This window comes from Streptomyces sp. NPDC002835 (assembly GCF_053591995.1).
This window is the reverse complement of the sequence record NZ_JBSFUW010000028.1, coordinates 89177-103851: the sequence shown is the minus strand read 5'-3', so window position 1 is coordinate 103851 and position 14675 is coordinate 89177. Positions and strand designations below refer to the sequence as shown.

Genomic DNA, 14675 nt, shown 5'->3' with positions numbered 1-14675 from the left:
GGTGGCCTCAATCTCCCCCTACGGCCTGGCGGCCGTGGGTGGGGGCACCTCCCACGCCGCCAGGCGTAGGGGGAGTACCCCCAGGCCGGGCTGGAAATGCCGCTGCGCGGCAAACCGAGCCCGGCCAATCCAGCCCCGCCGGCGTTTGAGGCGCCGGGTTCGGGGCGGAGCCCCGACAGGACCGGCAAGTTCCAGCCTCGCCGGCGACTACGCCGCGGGGTTCGGGGCAGCGCCCCGACGAGGGGGCAGGCGTGGCTAGGGGCGCTGGAACTGGGGGCCCATCGGCGGCAGCCGGAACGTGGGGTCGGGGGCGTACGCCGCCGCCGCGGCCGGCTGCGGGTAGCCGTAGGCCGGCGGCGCCGCCGGAGCGTACGCGGGCGCGGGCTGCGTCACGTCCGACGGCGGATAGCCGTACGCCGGCGCCGCAGGCGCCTCCGGCTCCGCCGGAGCCGCGCCGCCCGACTCCTCCACCGAGATGCCGAACGCCGTCGCCAGACCCACCAGCCCCGTCGGATAGCCCTGCGCCACCGCGCGGAACTTCCAGCCGTCGCCGCGCCGGTACAGCTCGCCGCAGATGATCGCCGTCTCCTCGCCGGTCTCCGGCTTCACATCGAAGACGGCCAGCGGTTCACCGCCGGCCGCCGCACCGGCGTCGTGCAGCAGTATCCGCAGGTCGTGCACGTGCTCGAAGGTGCCGCCGTCCGAGGACGCCGCGATCACGACCTGGTCGACCGACGCGTCCAGCGTCGCCAGGTCGGCCTCGACGGTGTCCGTCAGATGGTCGGCGACGCGCTTCTTCGGCAGCCGCCGCACCAGCCCGGAGGGATGACGCGGCTGGTTGTAGAAGACGAAGTCCTCGTCGGAGCGCACGCGGCCGTCGGTGCCGAGCAGCAGGGCGGAGGCGTCGACATCCGGCACCCCCGCGCCCGGCGTCCAGCGCAGCACGGCTCGTACGGCCGGGGCATCAAGAGGGACGTTCGAGCCCTTCAGCATCGCGTGCGTCATGTCCGTCATCCTGCCTGTACGAGGGGTCTGGGGACAACGCGGGGCCCAGTTCCGGGCCGTGGCGTCTCTCCCTTGGCCACATGGGGGACAGGGGCGAGAAGCGGACGAGTTACCTCGATTTCATGCACTTGGGGAACTCTTGACACCTGTGCTTACGTACTATTACCGGCCACATGTTGTCACGGCCTATCCGGCGGTACGGGGGATTCTTTATGCGTCATTTCGGGCACATCACGCCCGCGGTCCGGGCGCGGCTGTTCCACCAGGAGCCGTGCGACTTCGACGGGGACTCGTCTGCCCGGACGCTGGCCGCCGCCCTGGGCGCCACGCTGTACAGCCCGGCCACCCGCCCCCGGCTGGTGGACGACGTGCTCAAGCAGGCCGCCCGCGGGGTCGTCTCCATGGTGCTCTGCCTGGAGGATTCCATCGACGACGCCGAGGTGGCGGACGCCGAGGAGAACCTCGTCCGGCAGTTCGCCGAGCTTGAGGCGCGTGGCATGGAAGCACCGCTGCTCTTCATCCGGGTCCGCACCCCGGAGCAGATTCCGGACCTCGTGAAGCGTCTGGGGTCAGCGGGACGCCTGTTGTCCGGATTCGTACTACCGAAGTTCACCGAGGACCGTGGCGTACCGTTCCTGGACGCGACGGCCGCCGCGGAGGCCACCGGTGGACGGCGGCTGTTCGCCATGCCCGTCCTCGAGTCGCCCGAGCTGCTGCACCTGGAGACCAGGACCGAGGCGCTCACCGGCATCGCCCGCACCGTCGACAAGTACCGTGACCGGGTCCTCGCGCTGCGCCTCGGGGTCACCGACTTCTGCTCCGCGTACGGGCTGCGCCGCTCGCCCGACATGACGGCCTACGACGTACGGATCGTGACGTCCGTCATCGCCGACGTGGTCAATGTGCTCGGCCGCTCCGACGGCACCGGGTTCACGATCACCGGACCGGTGTGGGAGTACTTCAGGTCCCAGGAGCGCATGTTCAAGCCGCAGCTGCGCCGCAGCCCGTTCCTCGAGGGCCGCGCCGAGGAGCTGCGCACCGCGCTGATCGAGCACGACTTGGACGGTCTGCTCCGCGAGATCGAGCTGGACCGGGCCAACGGCCTGATGGGCAAGACCTGCATCCACCCCTCCCATGTGCTGCCGGTGCACGCGCTGTCCGTGGTCAGCCATGAGGAGTTCAGCGACGCGCAGGACATCCTGCGGCCGGAGCGCGGCGGTGGCGGAGTGCTGCGCTCCTCGTACACGAACAAGATGAACGAGGTGAAGCCGCATCGCGCCTGGGCCGAGCGGACTCTGCTGCGGGCCGAGGTCTTCGGCGTCGCCAAGGAGGACGTTGGTTTCGTGGAGCTGCTCGCGGCCGGGCTCATCGACTGATGACGAAAAGGGACGAAGAAGACGTGGTGTGGTCGGGAAGCTGGGTCGCGGAGCGGCTCGGAGTCGGACTCGTCGGCGAGGGACTCCAGGAGCTGCTGGGCCTGGCCCTGCGCCGCAACCCCAAGCGGGCGCACCTGCTGGTGTCGAACGTGCTGGGCAAGCACGTGCCGCAGCGGCCGAGCGTGGTCTGGGGGGCGGGCCACGACCTCGGCGTGCGTGTACGTGAGCTGCTCGGCGCGGACGAATGCCGGCGCGCGGTCGTCCTCGGGTACGCGGAGACGGCGACCGGGCTCGGCCACTCCGTGGCGGACGGCATCGGACTCGCGCCCTATCTGCACTCCACGCGCCGCCCGGTCGACGGCGTGCCTCCCGCGGGCGGCTTCGAGGAGTCCCACTCGCACGCCACCTCCCACCTGCTGCTGCCCGGCGACCCGGACCTGCTGGCGGGCACGGGCCCGCTGGTGCTCGTCGACGACGAGTTCTCCACGGGCAACACGGTCCTCAACACCATCCGCGACCTGCACGCGCGCTACCCGCGCGAGCGGTACGTGGTCGTCGCGCTCGTCGACATGCGCTCCGCGGCGGACCTCGGCCGGCTGGACGCCTTCGCGCAGGAGATCGGCGCCCGCGTCGACCTGGTGGCCATGGCCTCCGGCGCGGTCAGCCTGCCGGACGACGTCCTGGAGAAGGGCCGGGCGCTCGTCGCCCACCACGAGCAGCCGGACACGGACACGCCACCGGCCGCCGACCCGTCCCCAGCCGCCGACCCGCGCCATGTCCGGGTCGACCTCGACTGGCCCGCGGGCGTCCCCGACGGAGGACGCCACGGCTTCGAACCGGCCCACCGCGCCGCTCTGGAGGCCGCGCTGCCCGCGATGGCCGCCCGGATCGCCGAAGCCGTGGGGGACGCCCGCCGGGTGCTCGTCCTCGGCTTCGAGGAGCTGATGTACGCGCCGCTGCGCCTCGGCCTCGCCCTGGAGCGGGCCGGTGACGTGCCGGAGGTGTACTGCTCCACCACCACCCGCTCGCCCGTCCTCGCCGTCGACGACCCCGGCTACGCGATACGCACCCGGCTGGTCTTCCCGGCCCACGACGACCCGGCCGACGGCCCCGGCGAGCGCTACGCGTACAACGTGGCGGGCGCCGGTTTCGACGCCGTCGTCGCCGTCGTCGACTCGGCCGCCGACACCCCGCAGCTGCACGCACCCGACGGCCTGCTGGCCGGGCTGGCGGCGCACACCGGACGCGTCGTGCTCGCGGTCGTCCCCAGCTACGTACCGGAAACCGGCTACGTACGGGAAGCCGGCCACGTACGGGAAGCCGGCTGCGTACGGGAAACCGTCCGCGTACCGGAGAACCACGCCCTCGAAGGACCCGAAAGGCCCTCCATGCTTGCCGAGCCGCTCCGCGGACCCGCGTTCTCCTCCTACGCGCCCGAGGAGGTCGGCTGGCTGCTCCAGGACCTCTCCGGCGTGGAGCTCGAAGCGCCCACCGAGGAGCGCGAAGAGGCCATCCAGAGCGGCGGCGCGCACTACGCGGAGTCGCTGCCCGTCGAGTACCAGCCGAACGAGCAGTACCAGCAGCTGTTCGAGGCCGCGCTCACGGTGTCGGCCGCCCGGATCGCCCGCGCCGTCGGAACGGTCACCGACACCGTCCTCGCCGAACGGACGCCGCGGCCCGTGCTCGTGTCGCTGGCCCGCGCCGGCACCCCCGTCGGGGTGCTGATGCGCCGCTGGGCCCAGCACCGGCACGGCCTGGACCTGCCGCACTACGCCGTGTCCATCGTGCGCGGCCGCGGCATCGACGCCAACGCCCTGCGCTGGCTCGCCGAGCACCACGACCCGGCCGACGTCGTCTTCGTCGACGGCTGGACGGGCAAGGGCGCCATCACCCGCGAACTGGCGGATGCGCTGCGGGAGTTCCCCGGCTTCGACCCGGAGATCGCCGTACTCGCCGACCCGGGCGGCTGTGTGCGCACGTACGGCACGCGTGAGGACTTCCTCATCCCCTCCGCCTGCCTCAACTCCACGGTCTCCGGCCTGATATCCCGCACGGTGCTCCGTGCCGACCTGGTCGGCCCCGACGACTTCCACGGCGCGAAGTTCTACCGCGAACTCGCCGGCACCGACGTCTCCGGCCACTTCCTCGACACCGTCGCCGCCCGCTTCGACGAGGTCGCCTCCGCCGTCGACGCCGACGTCAAGGAACTGCTCTCCGCCGACCGCACTCCCACCTGGGAGGGCTGGCGCGCCGTCGAGCGCATCAGCGAGGAGTACGGCATCCACGACGTGAACCTGGTCAAGCCCGGCGTCGGCGAGACGACCCGCGTCCTGCTCCGCCGCGTCCCCTGGAAGATCCTCGCGAGCCGCGGCGCCGGCGCCGACCTGGACCACGTACGGCTGCTGGCGGAGCAGCGCGGCGTACCGGTCGAGGAGGTGGACGAACTCCCGTACAGCTGCGTCGGGTTGATCCACCCGAAGTACACGCGGGGCGCCACCGGCGCCGACGGCAGGGCGGTGTCCCAGTGACGGTGCTCGTCGCCAGTGACCTCGACCGCACGCTCATCTACTCGTCCGCGGCGCTCGGCCTCGCCATGCCCGACGCCGTCGCCCCCCGGCTGCTCTGCGTCGAGGTGTACGAACACAAGCCCCTGTCGTACATGACGGAGCGCGCCGCCGGGCTGCTCACCGGGCTCGCCCAGGACACGGTCTTCGTCCCGACGACGACCCGCACCCGGGAGCAGTACCACCGCATCAGCCTGCCCGGCCCGCCGCCCCAGTACGCGATCTGCGCCAACGGCGGGCATCTGCTCGTCGACGGCGTCAGCGACCCGGACTGGCGCGAAGCCGTCGCGGCCCGGCTCACCGCCGAGTGCGCACCCCTCGGCGAGGTCCGGGACCATCTGCACCGGACCGCCGACCCGGCCTGGCTGCTCAAGGAGCGGGTCGCGGAGGACCTGTTCGCGTACCTCGTCGTCGAGCGGTCGCTGCTGCCGGAGGACTGGGTCAAGGAACTCGCCGTGTGGGCCGAGGCCCGCGGCTGGACCGTCTCCCTCCAGGGCCGCAAGATCTACGCGGTGCCGAAGCCGCTGACGAAGAGCGCCGCCGTGCGCGAGGTCGCCCGCCGCACCGGCGCCGGACTGACCCTCGCGGCGGGCGACTCGCTGCTCGACGCCGACCTGCTGCTCGACGCCGACCGCGCCTGGCGGCCCGGCCACGGCGAACTGGCGGAGGCGGGCTGGCAGGCCCTGCACGTCGTCGCGCTGCCGCAGACGGGCGTCGCGGCGGGCGAGGAGATCCTGCGGCTGCTGGGCCAGGAGGCGCGCCGGTTCCGCCACGAGCGGCAGGCCGTCAGCGAGATCGTGGTCCCGCCCGTGGCGTGACCGACGGCGGGGCGTTTTCGACCGGGCGGTGGGGCGGGCGCGGCACGCTTGTGTGACGCTCCCCGCCCCGGGGCCCGCCCGCCCGGCCCGCCCGGCCCGGCAGCTGTCGGGTCAGCCGCAGCAGCCGCCTCCGCAGCAGCCCCCACCGCCACCGCTCGGTGCGGGCGCGGCGGACTTCGAGCCGCCGACGGCGACCGCGGAGAGCAGCTTCACGGTGTCGTCATGGCCCTCGGGGCAGTTGGCGGGGGCCGAGGACTCGGCCATCGGGCGGTTCACTTCGAAGGTGTCGCCGCAGGTCCGGCAGCGGAATTCGTAACGAGGCATGCCGGTAAGGCTAGCGGCGTGCGCGCGGCTTCAGGGAGAACAGCCGGCGTCTGGTCCTCGGCGGAGCGCCCGCCGGAGGTTCGGCGGCGCGTTCGGTCGCGGGCCGGGCCGCACGGGCCGGGGCTTCCAGGGACGGAGCTTCGGGGGACGGCCGGGCGAGTGGCTGCCGTGCCGCGAGGTCCGCTCGGCGGCGGCTCGCGCGCTGCTCCCGTTCGGCCTCCTCGGGGTGGCGGGCCTTCCAGTACGGGTTGTCGTGCGGCAGGCCCGCGCTGACCCGCCCGTACATGCCGAAGAACATCAGCATCACGCCCACCACGAAGCTGAACAGCACGTTCTGGATCCGGAAGGCGAGCGGGTTGAAGCTGCGGTCGAGCAGGGCCAGGTTCACGAAGCCGCTGAGGATGAACAGGACGCCCAGCACCATGTTCAGCGTGGAGGCGAAGTTCCCGCCGATGACCATGCCGACGAAGAGCAGCAGCCCGACGGCGATGGAGAGCACGCTCAGCGCGCCGTTGGTGTTCAGCCCCGCGACGGTGTCGCCGCGGGTGTCGAAGAAGCCGATCCGGTCGATGAGCCCGAGGATTCCGAACGCGACCAGGACCAGCCCCATCAGCCCGGCGCCGACGCGGTAGAAGCGGCTGAGCCGGTGGTCGACGGGCAGGTGCTCGTCCAGTCGGATACGCCGCCGGGCCGGACTCGGAAGCCGTTCGTGGCCCCGGCCGTCCGACCGGTCGGTTCTCCTCGAATGCAGTACGTGTGCGGCCATCGCCGGCCTCCTTCGTACGTGCGCGTGAACCCGGAACCCCAGGATCCGCCCGGCGCCGCAGCGGTACAACCGGCGGCGGCGCCCGGTGCTGCGAGCCCCCTCGTCGGGCCCTCATGGGCAGGTCAGCCGCCGCCGGCGCCCCGGTCCTCGCGGATCTGCTCGACCACGCGGGCCACCGTCCGCCGTACGCCCTCGGTCTCGGTGAGGAAGTGCCAGTAGTCGGGGTGCCTGCCCTCGAGCCCGGTGACGGCACGCTCCAGCCGGGCCACCGAGTCGTCCAGCGGGCGCGCGTGGCGCGGGTCCGGGGTGTTGCGGCCGGCCATCGCGAGGCGCTGGGCGTCGCGGATGGCGAAACGAGTGCGTTCGATTTCCTGCTGCGGGTCCTTGGCGACGGCGTTCAGGCGCCGGAGCCGGTCACCGGCGGCGGAGACCGCCTCGTCCGTCTGGTTCAGCAGCGCGCGGGCCGTGGACAGCAGGGCGGCCGCGTCCGGCCAGCGCTGCTCCTCGCGCGCCTTGCCGGCGTCCGCCAGCCGCTCCTCTGCCTGGCGGACGGCGAGCGCCGCCTGCTCGGGGACGGGCTGGAGGTCCTGCCAGCAGGCGACCGTGAACCGGCGGCGCAGCTCGCTGAGCACCGGCTCGACCTGCGCGGACCGGGTGGTGAGCGCCTGCGCGCGGGTACGGAGCGACACCAGGCGCTTGTCGATCTCGGCGGCGCGCTCGGGCAGCCGTTCGGCCTCGGCGCGTACGGCTTCTGCGTCGCGCAGCACACGGTCGGCGCGCTGCAGGGTCTCGGGGACGCCGTGCCGTCCGGCGCCTTCGTTGAGCCTGGTCAGCTCGGGGGCGAGGGCGGCGAGGCGGGCGGCGAGGTCGTCCGCTCTCAGACCGGAGCCGCGTACTGAATCGAGAGCAGTGCTCGCGCCGATGAGCGCCTGTCGCGCCCGTTCCACCGCCGGTGCCAGCCTGGCCAGCTGCGTCTCCGCCTTGTCCAGCAGCGGCCCGAGCCCCTGCTCGAACCGGTCGAGATCCCCCTTGACCCGGACCAGCTCGTCCTTCGCCCGGGTCAGCTGCGTACGCGCCTGCGCCGCGACCGACGCGTCCAGGTCGTCCCGGTCCAGATCGTGCGCGTCTACGGCCGAGATGTAGGCGTGGCTCACCTCGTCGATCCGCCGCCCCAGAGCGGCGAAGTCCTCCACGGCACGCCGCGCCCCCGGCGAACTGTCCACCGCCGTGATCGTCTCGATCGAGATCCGCAGGTCCCGCTGCGCCGTGTCCAGCTCGTAGAAGGCGGCTGCGGCGGCGTCCTTCGCGGCCTGCGCGTCCGCCCGCTGCCCCTCGCTCCGGCCACCGAACCAGCGACGCGTCCCCCCGCCCCCGGAGAACGCCGTGGGCAGCAGCACGGCAGCGGCGACGAGCACCGGCACGGGGACGAGCATCAGCGCCACGACGCCCCGCAGGTCGCGTCGAACACACTGCGCGATCCGTCCGGGGCCCCGGGGCGTCCTCGTGGGAACACCCCGGACGGCGAGCGCTCGTGCCTCATGGCGCGGCTGTGCGTCTCTCGCCGTCACATCCCTCTCCCGTGCTGTGTCCGCCCTGCCCGGTCCCGGTGCGGTTAATTCTCCCACCAGGTAAGGACGAACACACGGGCCCGTTAGTTCGCGCTGCGCACGACGACTTTCCCGTTGTCACTCACGGCCTTGACGACGTGACCGCTGCCGGGGTCGGTCGGCACGGCGACATCCACGTCCCCGTTGTCGCTCCTGGCGTCGACCGCGTACGGCGCGCCGGCGGCCGGCAGGCGGATCTCGACGCTCCCGTTGTCACTCACGGTCTCCACCAGATCGGGCACCGCGGCCAGCTCCAGCCGCACCGACCCGTTGTCCGACCGGGCGACGACACTCTTCCCCGTCACCCGCTCCGCGACGACGCTGCCGTTCTCGCTGTCCAGCTCGAGCGCCCCGCTGGAGTCGGTGACCGTCACGCTGCCGTTGTCCGACCGCAGCGTCAGCGCGGTGTCGAAGCCGCTCGCCCGCACGCTCCCGTTGTCGTCGTCCACGGTCACGGCCGTACCCCGCGGCACCTTCACGGTGTGCTGCGCCACGCAGTCACTGGCGATGGCGTCGCACTTCACCTTGAGCGTGAGCGTCCCGTCCTTCATCTTCCAGGTGGCGTCCGGTCCGTTCCCGAACAGCACCCACCCGTCGACCTGCCGGGTCACCTCCACGTCCGCGACATCGGCCGGCACCAGCTCGATGTCGGAGTTGTCGGACTCGATGGTCAGGGCCTTGCCGCTGACCGGGAACGACTTCTTCTCCACGGGCGCCTCACTCGCGTCCGCACTCCCGCACCCGGCGAGCCCCGCCCCGAGCAACAGCACCCCGGACACGGCGAGCCCGCCTCGTACGGCACGGCGGTGATGGCGACGGAGTCGGCGTGTCATGGCGATCGTTCCCCCAGGTAGCTCTCTGTGATGTCCCTTCACGCTACGAGCGCCCCCGCCCCCGATCGATCCGGCCGCCCACCGTCTCCCGGGTGGGGCTATCCCCCGTACGCGACCGGGGACTGCGTCGGGCGGCCCGGTATCGGGGACCGCGCAGGGTCGCGTACGGGGGCACCGGCGGAACGGTTTGGAGCTGCACGGTGTGCGCCATGTACGCTGTTGCCTCATCCACGGGTGCGTAGCTCAGGGGTAGAGCGCTGCTCTTACAAAGCAGATGTCGGCGGTTCGAAACCGTCCGCGCCCACCAGTGCGAAGGCCTCCGCAGCGAGTTGCTGCGGGGACCGAATCAGAGCGGGTCGACACGACCGCAGCGGATGTACGGACGCTGGTGGTCGTTCCCGCCCGCCCGGCCAGTTGCCCGACCAGGTGGGCGCTCATGGATTGAAGGCTGGCGAGTACCCGCCCCCCTCATGAGTAACTCTTTTACGGTGCACCGTAAAGACAACCCGATCATGATCCGGCAGCGTGGGCAGGTGCACCACCAGCCGATGCCCCCGACCGCGTCATCGCCAGACGCCGGGCCATCGGCGACCAGATCCGCGCAGCCCGTCTCCACGGGACGTCGCGCTCCGGACCGAGATCCGCATCGCCACCGTGAGCGAGATCGAGCAGGGCCACCGTGCGGCACTGATCGACAACCTGATCCGCATTGCCGACGCGATCGGTGTTCCGCTCTCCGACCTCGTGCGCGAGTAAGCCCCGGCCTGCCTGCGACGGGGGGCGCGGGCAGACCGGGGCGGCAGTGGTGCGAACGTCAGGGCTTCGACGGGATGACGAACATCCGCCGCGGCCTGGGCGCCGGCGGGTTACGGGACGGCGGCTGCTGCGCACGCTTCCAGGCGGCGACCAGCTCGGCGTACTGCGGATCGATCCACTCGTTGGCCATGACGCTCACGGTAGCGGTCAGCCCTTCGGCTTGGGCCTGGGCTGCGTGACGATCGGCCCGCCCTGGTCGCCGTGCTGGCACTGCGCGGCCACCGGCACGGTGCTGTCCTCCGGGCCGCGCCACAGGTTGTGGTGCACCCGGTATCCGGCCGCCTCGATGAACTTGATGGTGCGACGGATGACGGTCTCGTCCCAGCGGCCGGCGTTCGGCGGCTCGGGGATGTGGTGCACGAAGTTCCCGAACCGCAGGCACAGGTTCCAGTAGATGGAGGTGTGCAGGATCAGGGCGTGCCACCCCTCGTCCACTACACGGCTCGGCACCAGGCCCCGGCCAGGGTTGCGGGCGGAGGTGGCGACGAACGCCAGCGCGTCCTCGAGGATCTGGCTGGCGAGGTCCGGCGCCATGCCGTAGTTGTTGTTGAGGATCGCGATGCGGACGCTGGTGAACTCAGGGTCGGTCAGCAGGGCGCGGGGCGAGTCGAGGACCGGGATCGGGGTGCCGGGCGGGTCGGGTACGGGCTGAGACATGGTCGGTTCCCTTCGCTGGTTGGTGTGGTGCTGGCCCGTTCCGGCCGTCGACCTGTCCAGGGGCGTGGCGGCCGGAGCGGGGGGCATGGGGTGGGCGGTGAGCCTGCGTCGAGCAGCTGCGCCCACAGGCCGTAGAAGTCGGTGGAGACGCCCGATGCGGCGGACAGCTGGGTGACGATCAGGGCGCCGGGGCCGTGCATCTGGAGGACGGGCAGCGGATAGGGCCCGGTCGCGGTGAGCCGGATGCGGCGTCCTGCGGTGGAGATGGCCATCTCGATGACGTCGGGGCGGTCGACCCGGCTGCCGAGGATGGCGGTGAACAGCTCAGTGGCGACGAGCGGGGCGTCCTCGTGGTGGACGTGGCTGCGTGTCCAGTCGCGGACGTGGCTGGCTTCTTCGGGTAATCCCTTGAAGGCCTGCTGCCAGGTGTGCCCCGATTCGGGCATGGCTCTACCCCGGTTCCGTCGCTATCTGAGTACGGATAGTGTTTTTCTGTACTCAGATTGTCGCTGGAGTTGGCGTAGGTCAAGTGGGAGGGGAGAGTATGTGTGCACAGATTGACGCGATCGTTCGGCAAGGTGGTGTGGGAGTGGCGCAGCCCGAGTACCTGCGGATCGCCGCTGACCTGCGACGTCGCATCGCCTCCGGCGAGTACGGTCCCGGCGAACGGCTGCCGACGCTGCCCGATCTGTGCGTCCAGTACCAGGTCTCAGAGACGACGATCCGAAACGCGATCGGTCTGCTGCGCACCGAGGGCCTCGTCGAGACTCGGGCCCGCGCCGGCACCATCGTCCGGCCGCGGCCGCCGATCCACCGCATGGCCGCCGACCGGTACCGGGTGAAGCCCGGCGCCAAGTCCACGCCGTACACGCGGGATCAGGGGATCGGCTGGTCGGAGTACCGGCTCGACAAGCGGTTCGAGAAGGTCAGGGCCGACGCCGAGCTGGCGGCGCTGTTCGAGGCCGAGCCGGGTGAACGTCTGCTGGCCCGGCACTTCGTGTTCTTCGACAACGACCAGCCCACCCAGATGAGCACCAGCTATGTGCGCTGGTCGGACGTGGCCGGCACTCCGGTAGCTGACCCGATCAACGAGCCGTGGCCGGGCGGCACGCGGGCGCAGATGGCGAGCCTCGGCATCAACGTCAGCCGTATCACCGAGTCGTTCACGGCGGCCATGCCGACCGAGGCGGAGGCGGCGACCCTGCGTATCGGACAAGGCGTGCCGGTCCTGCGGTACACCCGGCGGCATGTTGCCGACACCGGCCGGGTGGTGGAGGTTGCACACCCCATCGTGAGGCGCGCGGACACGACGGTTGTGGACTTCGTCATCGACCTCGACGAGCCGTCCGGTAGCTGACCTCGGGCATGACGAAGGCGCCCCCTGCCCCGGCCACGTAGGCCAGGGCAGGAGGCGTGGTGTTCAACGGAGCCGGGTCCCCTTAGTAGCCGCCGAGCTCCGCAGAGCGTCCGTCACCTGCTGCCGCAGCTCAGGACAGTGCGACTTCACTGCCAGCACTATCAGTTCCTGCGCATCCGGCTTCCGTGTCCCCCACCCCGAGCCCAGCGGATACAGCTCGCCGCGTCCGCGTTGAGCACGTGGTCCACGCTGTGGCCCTTCTCCAACTCGGCACACCACAACGGCGGGTAGTTGGCCAACTCCTTGTCCGTAGGGCCACTGGCGCCCAGCTCTCGAACTCCTGGGCGTGGACAGCCGCGAGGAACTCCTCGCCCGGGCTGACCGTGGGCGTCCCGGCGGCGGTCGGTTGCTGTCCGCGCCGGTGCTGCTGGAGCAGCCGGCCAGTGCGGCTACCCGCGGTCTGACCGGCGGGACTCACTGTTCGAGCCGGTGACGAGATACTCGTGAACGGCGTTCCGCGTGCGTCAGCAGACAGGTTCGTTGGCTGAGTGAACGCGGCGAGCGTCCCGTTTCCGTTTCCGAACGGGACCGTGCGATGCCTGACCGCCTGAGCGGCCGGCTCCCGTATCGTCGCCGGAGTGACCGACGCGAACGTGGCGGACAGGACGCGCATCCCCTCGGATGATCTTGCCGAGCTGATCAAGGCATTCGACATCGGTGAAGTGCTGGATCGGCAGTACCTGTCCGATGGCCTGATGAACGTGAACTGGCGGCTGGACACCCCGGTCGGGAGGTTCGCTCTCAAGCGAGTCACGGACGTGCCGCTTGATCGACTGCGTCGCAACCTCGCGGTCCTCCCCGCCCTCGCCTCGCACGGCGTGCCAGTGTGTGCCGCGCTGTCCACCGTTTCGGGTGATGTGATCGCCGAGGTCGGCGGCAGCGGCTACTGCCTGCTTCACTGGTCGGCCGGGCAGCACGTTCCGGGCATCGACCTGCCCATGCCCCAGGCGTCCGAACTCGGCGCACACCTTGCGCAACTGCATGCGGCGCTCGGCCGCGCTGCCGACGACGCAGCACTGCCCACCGTGCCGGCCTCGGCCCCTGCCGAGGTTACGCAGCCCGGGCGAGCCATACAGCAGGCTGACCGGCTTGCCAGGTTGGTGTCTGCCCGGGGTGTGGGTGGTGCCTTCGACGCAGCCGCGGGCATGGCCCTCGAAGAGCGCAAGATCCTCCTGGACAAGCACGCCCACCTACGCCCCGAGAGTGGCATCCCGACAGGGCCATGTGGCTGGACGCACGGTGACTTCCAGTACCGGAACCTCCTCTGGGCGGACGGCGAGCTGATCGCCGTCCTGGACTGGGACCGGCTGGGCGTTCGCCCGTACGCAGAGGAAGTCGTACGGACGGCGCAGGTCCAGTTCGGAGTGGAGGGTGTCTTCGACCTGGAACGCGTCTCTGCGTTCGTGGCTGGCTACCGGTCGGTGATTCCGCTGGAGCCGGCCGCACTGCTCGACGCTGCGCGTCGGCTGTGGTGGAAGCGGATGACGGACTTCTGGCAGCTCGAGTTCCACTACGACCGGGACGACCGCTCCTGCGACGAACTGTTCGTCGCTGACGAGGCGCTCCTTCACTGGTGGACGGAGCGACTCGACGTGGTGGAGCGGGCGTTCGCGGGAGCTGCCTGGACACCGAGCTCCTGGGGTTCGGGAAGGCATGGTTGCGTGTACCGGACCGTCCGGCGCCGGGCCCTCATACCCAGCGCCTCATGACCGGCGTCCCGGATCGCGCCCACCCACGCCTCGGGGTGGCGGGGGAAGGGCGCCATGCGCCCTCTTCGTCGTCGTAGGGAATGCGATGCGTGTCCAGGTGGGCGCGCGTTCCCCAGCGCCGGCGCGAGACCGTCTACGAAATCCCCGTCAACGACAGTCCCGCTCAGTCCCGTAGATGCGGCCAGCCGTCCCGGTTGGAGTAGCTCTCGAAGCAGTACCGAGTCGAGCGGTCCCACTCCTCGCCGGTGGCCAGCTCGTACGCCTTGTCCGGTACGTACAGCAGCGATTCGCCGTCGTACTCCGTGGAGGTGTACGGGGTGAACTTGTCGACGTCGAAGAAGACGCTTTCCCAGACGGTTTGGCCTGCGGCTACCACGGCGCAGCGTGTGTACAGGAACACGTCGGACGACTGCGGGAACGGGCTGCCGTCCCGGGCTGTCAGGTCGATTACGGGGAGGGTGCCGAACTTCTCCTGGTCCAGGCGGTAGAGGGCCTCGGCGTGACGTTCCGCGAAGCCGACGATGTCGGGGACGGAACGGCGGCTCAGCTCCTCGGCGAGGCGCCGGCAGCTCTCTTGGGTTGCTTCGCCGTCCAGGGTGGCTATCAGCGCCCAGAAGTCGGCCCATGTCATTCTCACCAGCGCAGGATGTCAGGGCGGTCTGACATCCATGGTGAACAGACCCTCTGAGAACCGGCGTGCCTGGATGGCGGAGGTGGCCCGTGATGCCGAGGCCGGGAATCCGGGGCCGGAGTGTGCCGGCGCGGCGGCGATGTACCCCGAGT

15 protein-coding genes and 1 tRNA gene are annotated in these 14675 nt (G+C 71.2%); 7 read left to right on the top strand and 9 right to left on the bottom strand.

Going from position 1 to position 14675, the window contains the following annotated elements:
• Positions 1-255: 255 nt before the first annotated feature.
• The gene (locus tag ACWD01_RS26440) at positions 256-1005 is read right to left on the bottom strand and encodes a TerD family protein (RefSeq protein ID WP_451165293.1); all 750 of its coding nucleotides are present in this window, start codon (positions 1003-1005) and stop codon (positions 256-258) included.
• Between the two features lie 212 nt (positions 1006-1217).
• Here ACWD01_RS26440 and ACWD01_RS26435 point away from each other — a divergent pair, with 212 nt between their 5' ends.
• From ACWD01_RS26435 to ACWD01_RS26425, 3 genes are read left to right on the top strand one after another with little or no spacing between them, the layout of a single operon-like run.
• Positions 1218-2381 (top strand): HpcH/HpaI aldolase/citrate lyase family protein, encoded by a 1164-nt coding sequence (locus ACWD01_RS26435; RefSeq protein ID WP_451165292.1) that lies wholly within the window; start codon positions 1218-1220, stop codon positions 2379-2381.
• Positions 2381-4909 carry a phosphoribosyltransferase gene (locus ACWD01_RS26430; protein ID WP_451165291.1) on the top strand — a complete coding sequence of 843 codons (2529 nt, stop codon included), beginning with the start codon at positions 2381-2383 and terminating at the stop codon, positions 4907-4909. Before ACWD01_RS26435 ends, ACWD01_RS26430 begins: the two co-directional genes overlap by 1 nt.
• Positions 4906-5763, top strand: a complete 858-nt coding sequence (locus tag ACWD01_RS26425; protein ID WP_451165290.1) for an HAD family hydrolase — start codon at positions 4906-4908, stop codon at positions 5761-5763. The genes ACWD01_RS26430 and ACWD01_RS26425 overlap by 4 nt, the downstream gene beginning before the upstream one ends.
• A gap of 111 nt (positions 5764-5874) precedes the next feature.
• Here ACWD01_RS26425 and ACWD01_RS26420 read toward each other — a convergent pair whose 3' ends face one another.
• The 4 genes from ACWD01_RS26420 to ACWD01_RS26405 form a co-directional block, all read right to left on the bottom strand.
• Positions 5875-6087: an FmdB family zinc ribbon protein gene (locus tag ACWD01_RS26420; RefSeq protein WP_451165289.1), complete on the bottom strand. Its 213-nt coding sequence runs from the start codon at positions 6085-6087 to the stop codon at positions 5875-5877.
• 10 nt (positions 6088-6097) lie between these two features.
• The gene (locus tag ACWD01_RS26415) at positions 6098-6853 is read right to left on the bottom strand and encodes a DUF4383 domain-containing protein (RefSeq protein ID WP_451165288.1); all 756 of its coding nucleotides are present in this window, start codon (positions 6851-6853) and stop codon (positions 6098-6100) included.
• A gap of 122 nt (positions 6854-6975) precedes the next feature.
• Positions 6976-8421, bottom strand: coding sequence for a hypothetical protein (locus ACWD01_RS26410; RefSeq protein WP_451165287.1), 1446 nt, complete (start codon positions 8419-8421; stop codon positions 6976-6978).
• An 83-nt stretch (positions 8422-8504) separates the two neighbouring features.
• Complete coding sequence (locus tag ACWD01_RS26405) at positions 8505-9293, bottom strand: DUF4097 family beta strand repeat-containing protein (RefSeq protein WP_451165286.1); 789 nt, start codon at positions 9291-9293, stop codon at positions 8505-8507.
• Between the two features lie 232 nt (positions 9294-9525).
• Here ACWD01_RS26405 and ACWD01_RS26400 point away from each other — a divergent pair.
• Both ACWD01_RS26400 and ACWD01_RS26395 read left to right on the top strand, forming a co-directional pair.
• Positions 9526-9600 (top strand) — tRNA-Val (locus ACWD01_RS26400).
• A 347-nt stretch (positions 9601-9947) separates the two neighbouring features.
• Positions 9948-10049, top strand: coding sequence for a hypothetical protein (locus ACWD01_RS26395; protein ID WP_451165285.1), 102 nt, complete (start codon positions 9948-9950; stop codon positions 10047-10049).
• Between the two features lie 58 nt (positions 10050-10107).
• Here ACWD01_RS26395 and ACWD01_RS26390 read toward each other — a convergent pair whose 3' ends face one another.
• Genes ACWD01_RS26390 through ACWD01_RS26380 form a run of 3 tightly spaced genes read right to left on the bottom strand, consistent with a single transcriptional unit; the run spans position 10108 to position 11212 of the window.
• Positions 10108-10239 (bottom strand): hypothetical protein, encoded by a 132-nt coding sequence (locus ACWD01_RS26390; RefSeq protein WP_451165284.1) that lies wholly within the window; start codon positions 10237-10239, stop codon positions 10108-10110.
• A 17-nt stretch (positions 10240-10256) separates the two neighbouring features.
• Positions 10257-10766 (bottom strand): hypothetical protein, encoded by a 510-nt coding sequence (locus ACWD01_RS26385; protein WP_451165283.1) that lies wholly within the window; start codon positions 10764-10766, stop codon positions 10257-10259.
• Complete coding sequence (locus ACWD01_RS26380) at positions 10697-11212, bottom strand: hypothetical protein (protein WP_451165282.1); 516 nt, start codon at positions 11210-11212, stop codon at positions 10697-10699. Before ACWD01_RS26380 ends, ACWD01_RS26385 begins: the two co-directional genes overlap by 70 nt.
• Positions 11213-11355: 143 nt before the next feature.
• Here ACWD01_RS26380 and ACWD01_RS26375 point away from each other — a divergent pair, with 143 nt between their 5' ends.
• Both ACWD01_RS26375 and ACWD01_RS26370 read left to right on the top strand, forming a co-directional pair.
• On the top strand, positions 11356-12123 hold the full coding sequence (locus tag ACWD01_RS26375) for a GntR family transcriptional regulator (protein ID WP_451165281.1): 768 nt from the start codon (positions 11356-11358) through the stop codon (positions 12121-12123).
• 638 nt (positions 12124-12761) lie between these two features.
• Positions 12762-13892, top strand: a complete 1131-nt coding sequence (locus ACWD01_RS26370; protein ID WP_451165280.1) for a phosphotransferase — start codon at positions 12762-12764, stop codon at positions 13890-13892.
• A gap of 163 nt (positions 13893-14055) precedes the next feature.
• On the opposite strand, the gene ACWD01_RS26365 is transcribed toward ACWD01_RS26370, so the two are convergent.
• The gene (locus ACWD01_RS26365; RefSeq protein WP_451165297.1) at positions 14056-14523 is read right to left on the bottom strand and encodes a DUF4240 domain-containing protein; all 468 of its coding nucleotides are present in this window, start codon (positions 14521-14523) and stop codon (positions 14056-14058) included.
• Between the last annotated feature and the right edge of the window lie 152 nt (positions 14524-14675).

Bases quoted from the DNA above. Each gene is read 5' to 3' on its own strand.
- ACWD01_RS26435 (WP_451165292.1), top strand. From the start codon at position 1,218: ATGCGTCATTTCGGGCACATCACGCCCGCGGTCCGGGCGCGGCTGTTC.
- ACWD01_RS26440 (WP_451165293.1), bottom strand. From the start codon at position 1,005: ATGACGCACGCGATGCTGAAGGGCTCGAACGTCCCTCTTGATGCCCCG.
- ACWD01_RS26430 (WP_451165291.1), top strand. From the start codon at position 2,381: ATGACGAAAAGGGACGAAGAAGACGTGGTGTGGTCGGGAAGCTGGGTC.
- ACWD01_RS26380 (WP_451165282.1), bottom strand. From the start codon at position 11,212: ATGCCCGAATCGGGGCACACCTGGCAGCAGGCCTTCAAGGGATTACCC.
- ACWD01_RS26365 (WP_451165297.1), bottom strand. From the start codon at position 14,523: ATGACATGGGCCGACTTCTGGGCGCTGATAGCCACCCTGGACGGCGAA.
- ACWD01_RS26415 (WP_451165288.1), bottom strand. From the start codon at position 6,853: ATGGCCGCACACGTACTGCATTCGAGGAGAACCGACCGGTCGGACGGC.
- ACWD01_RS26405 (WP_451165286.1), bottom strand. From the start codon at position 9,293: ATGACACGCCGACTCCGTCGCCATCACCGCCGTGCCGTACGAGGCGGG.
- ACWD01_RS26385 (WP_451165283.1), bottom strand. From the start codon at position 10,766: ATGTCTCAGCCCGTACCCGACCCGCCCGGCACCCCGATCCCGGTCCTC.
- ACWD01_RS26420 (WP_451165289.1), bottom strand. From the start codon at position 6,087: ATGCCTCGTTACGAATTCCGCTGCCGGACCTGCGGCGACACCTTCGAA.
- ACWD01_RS26390 (WP_451165284.1), bottom strand. From the start codon at position 10,239: ATGGCCAACGAGTGGATCGATCCGCAGTACGCCGAGCTGGTCGCCGCC.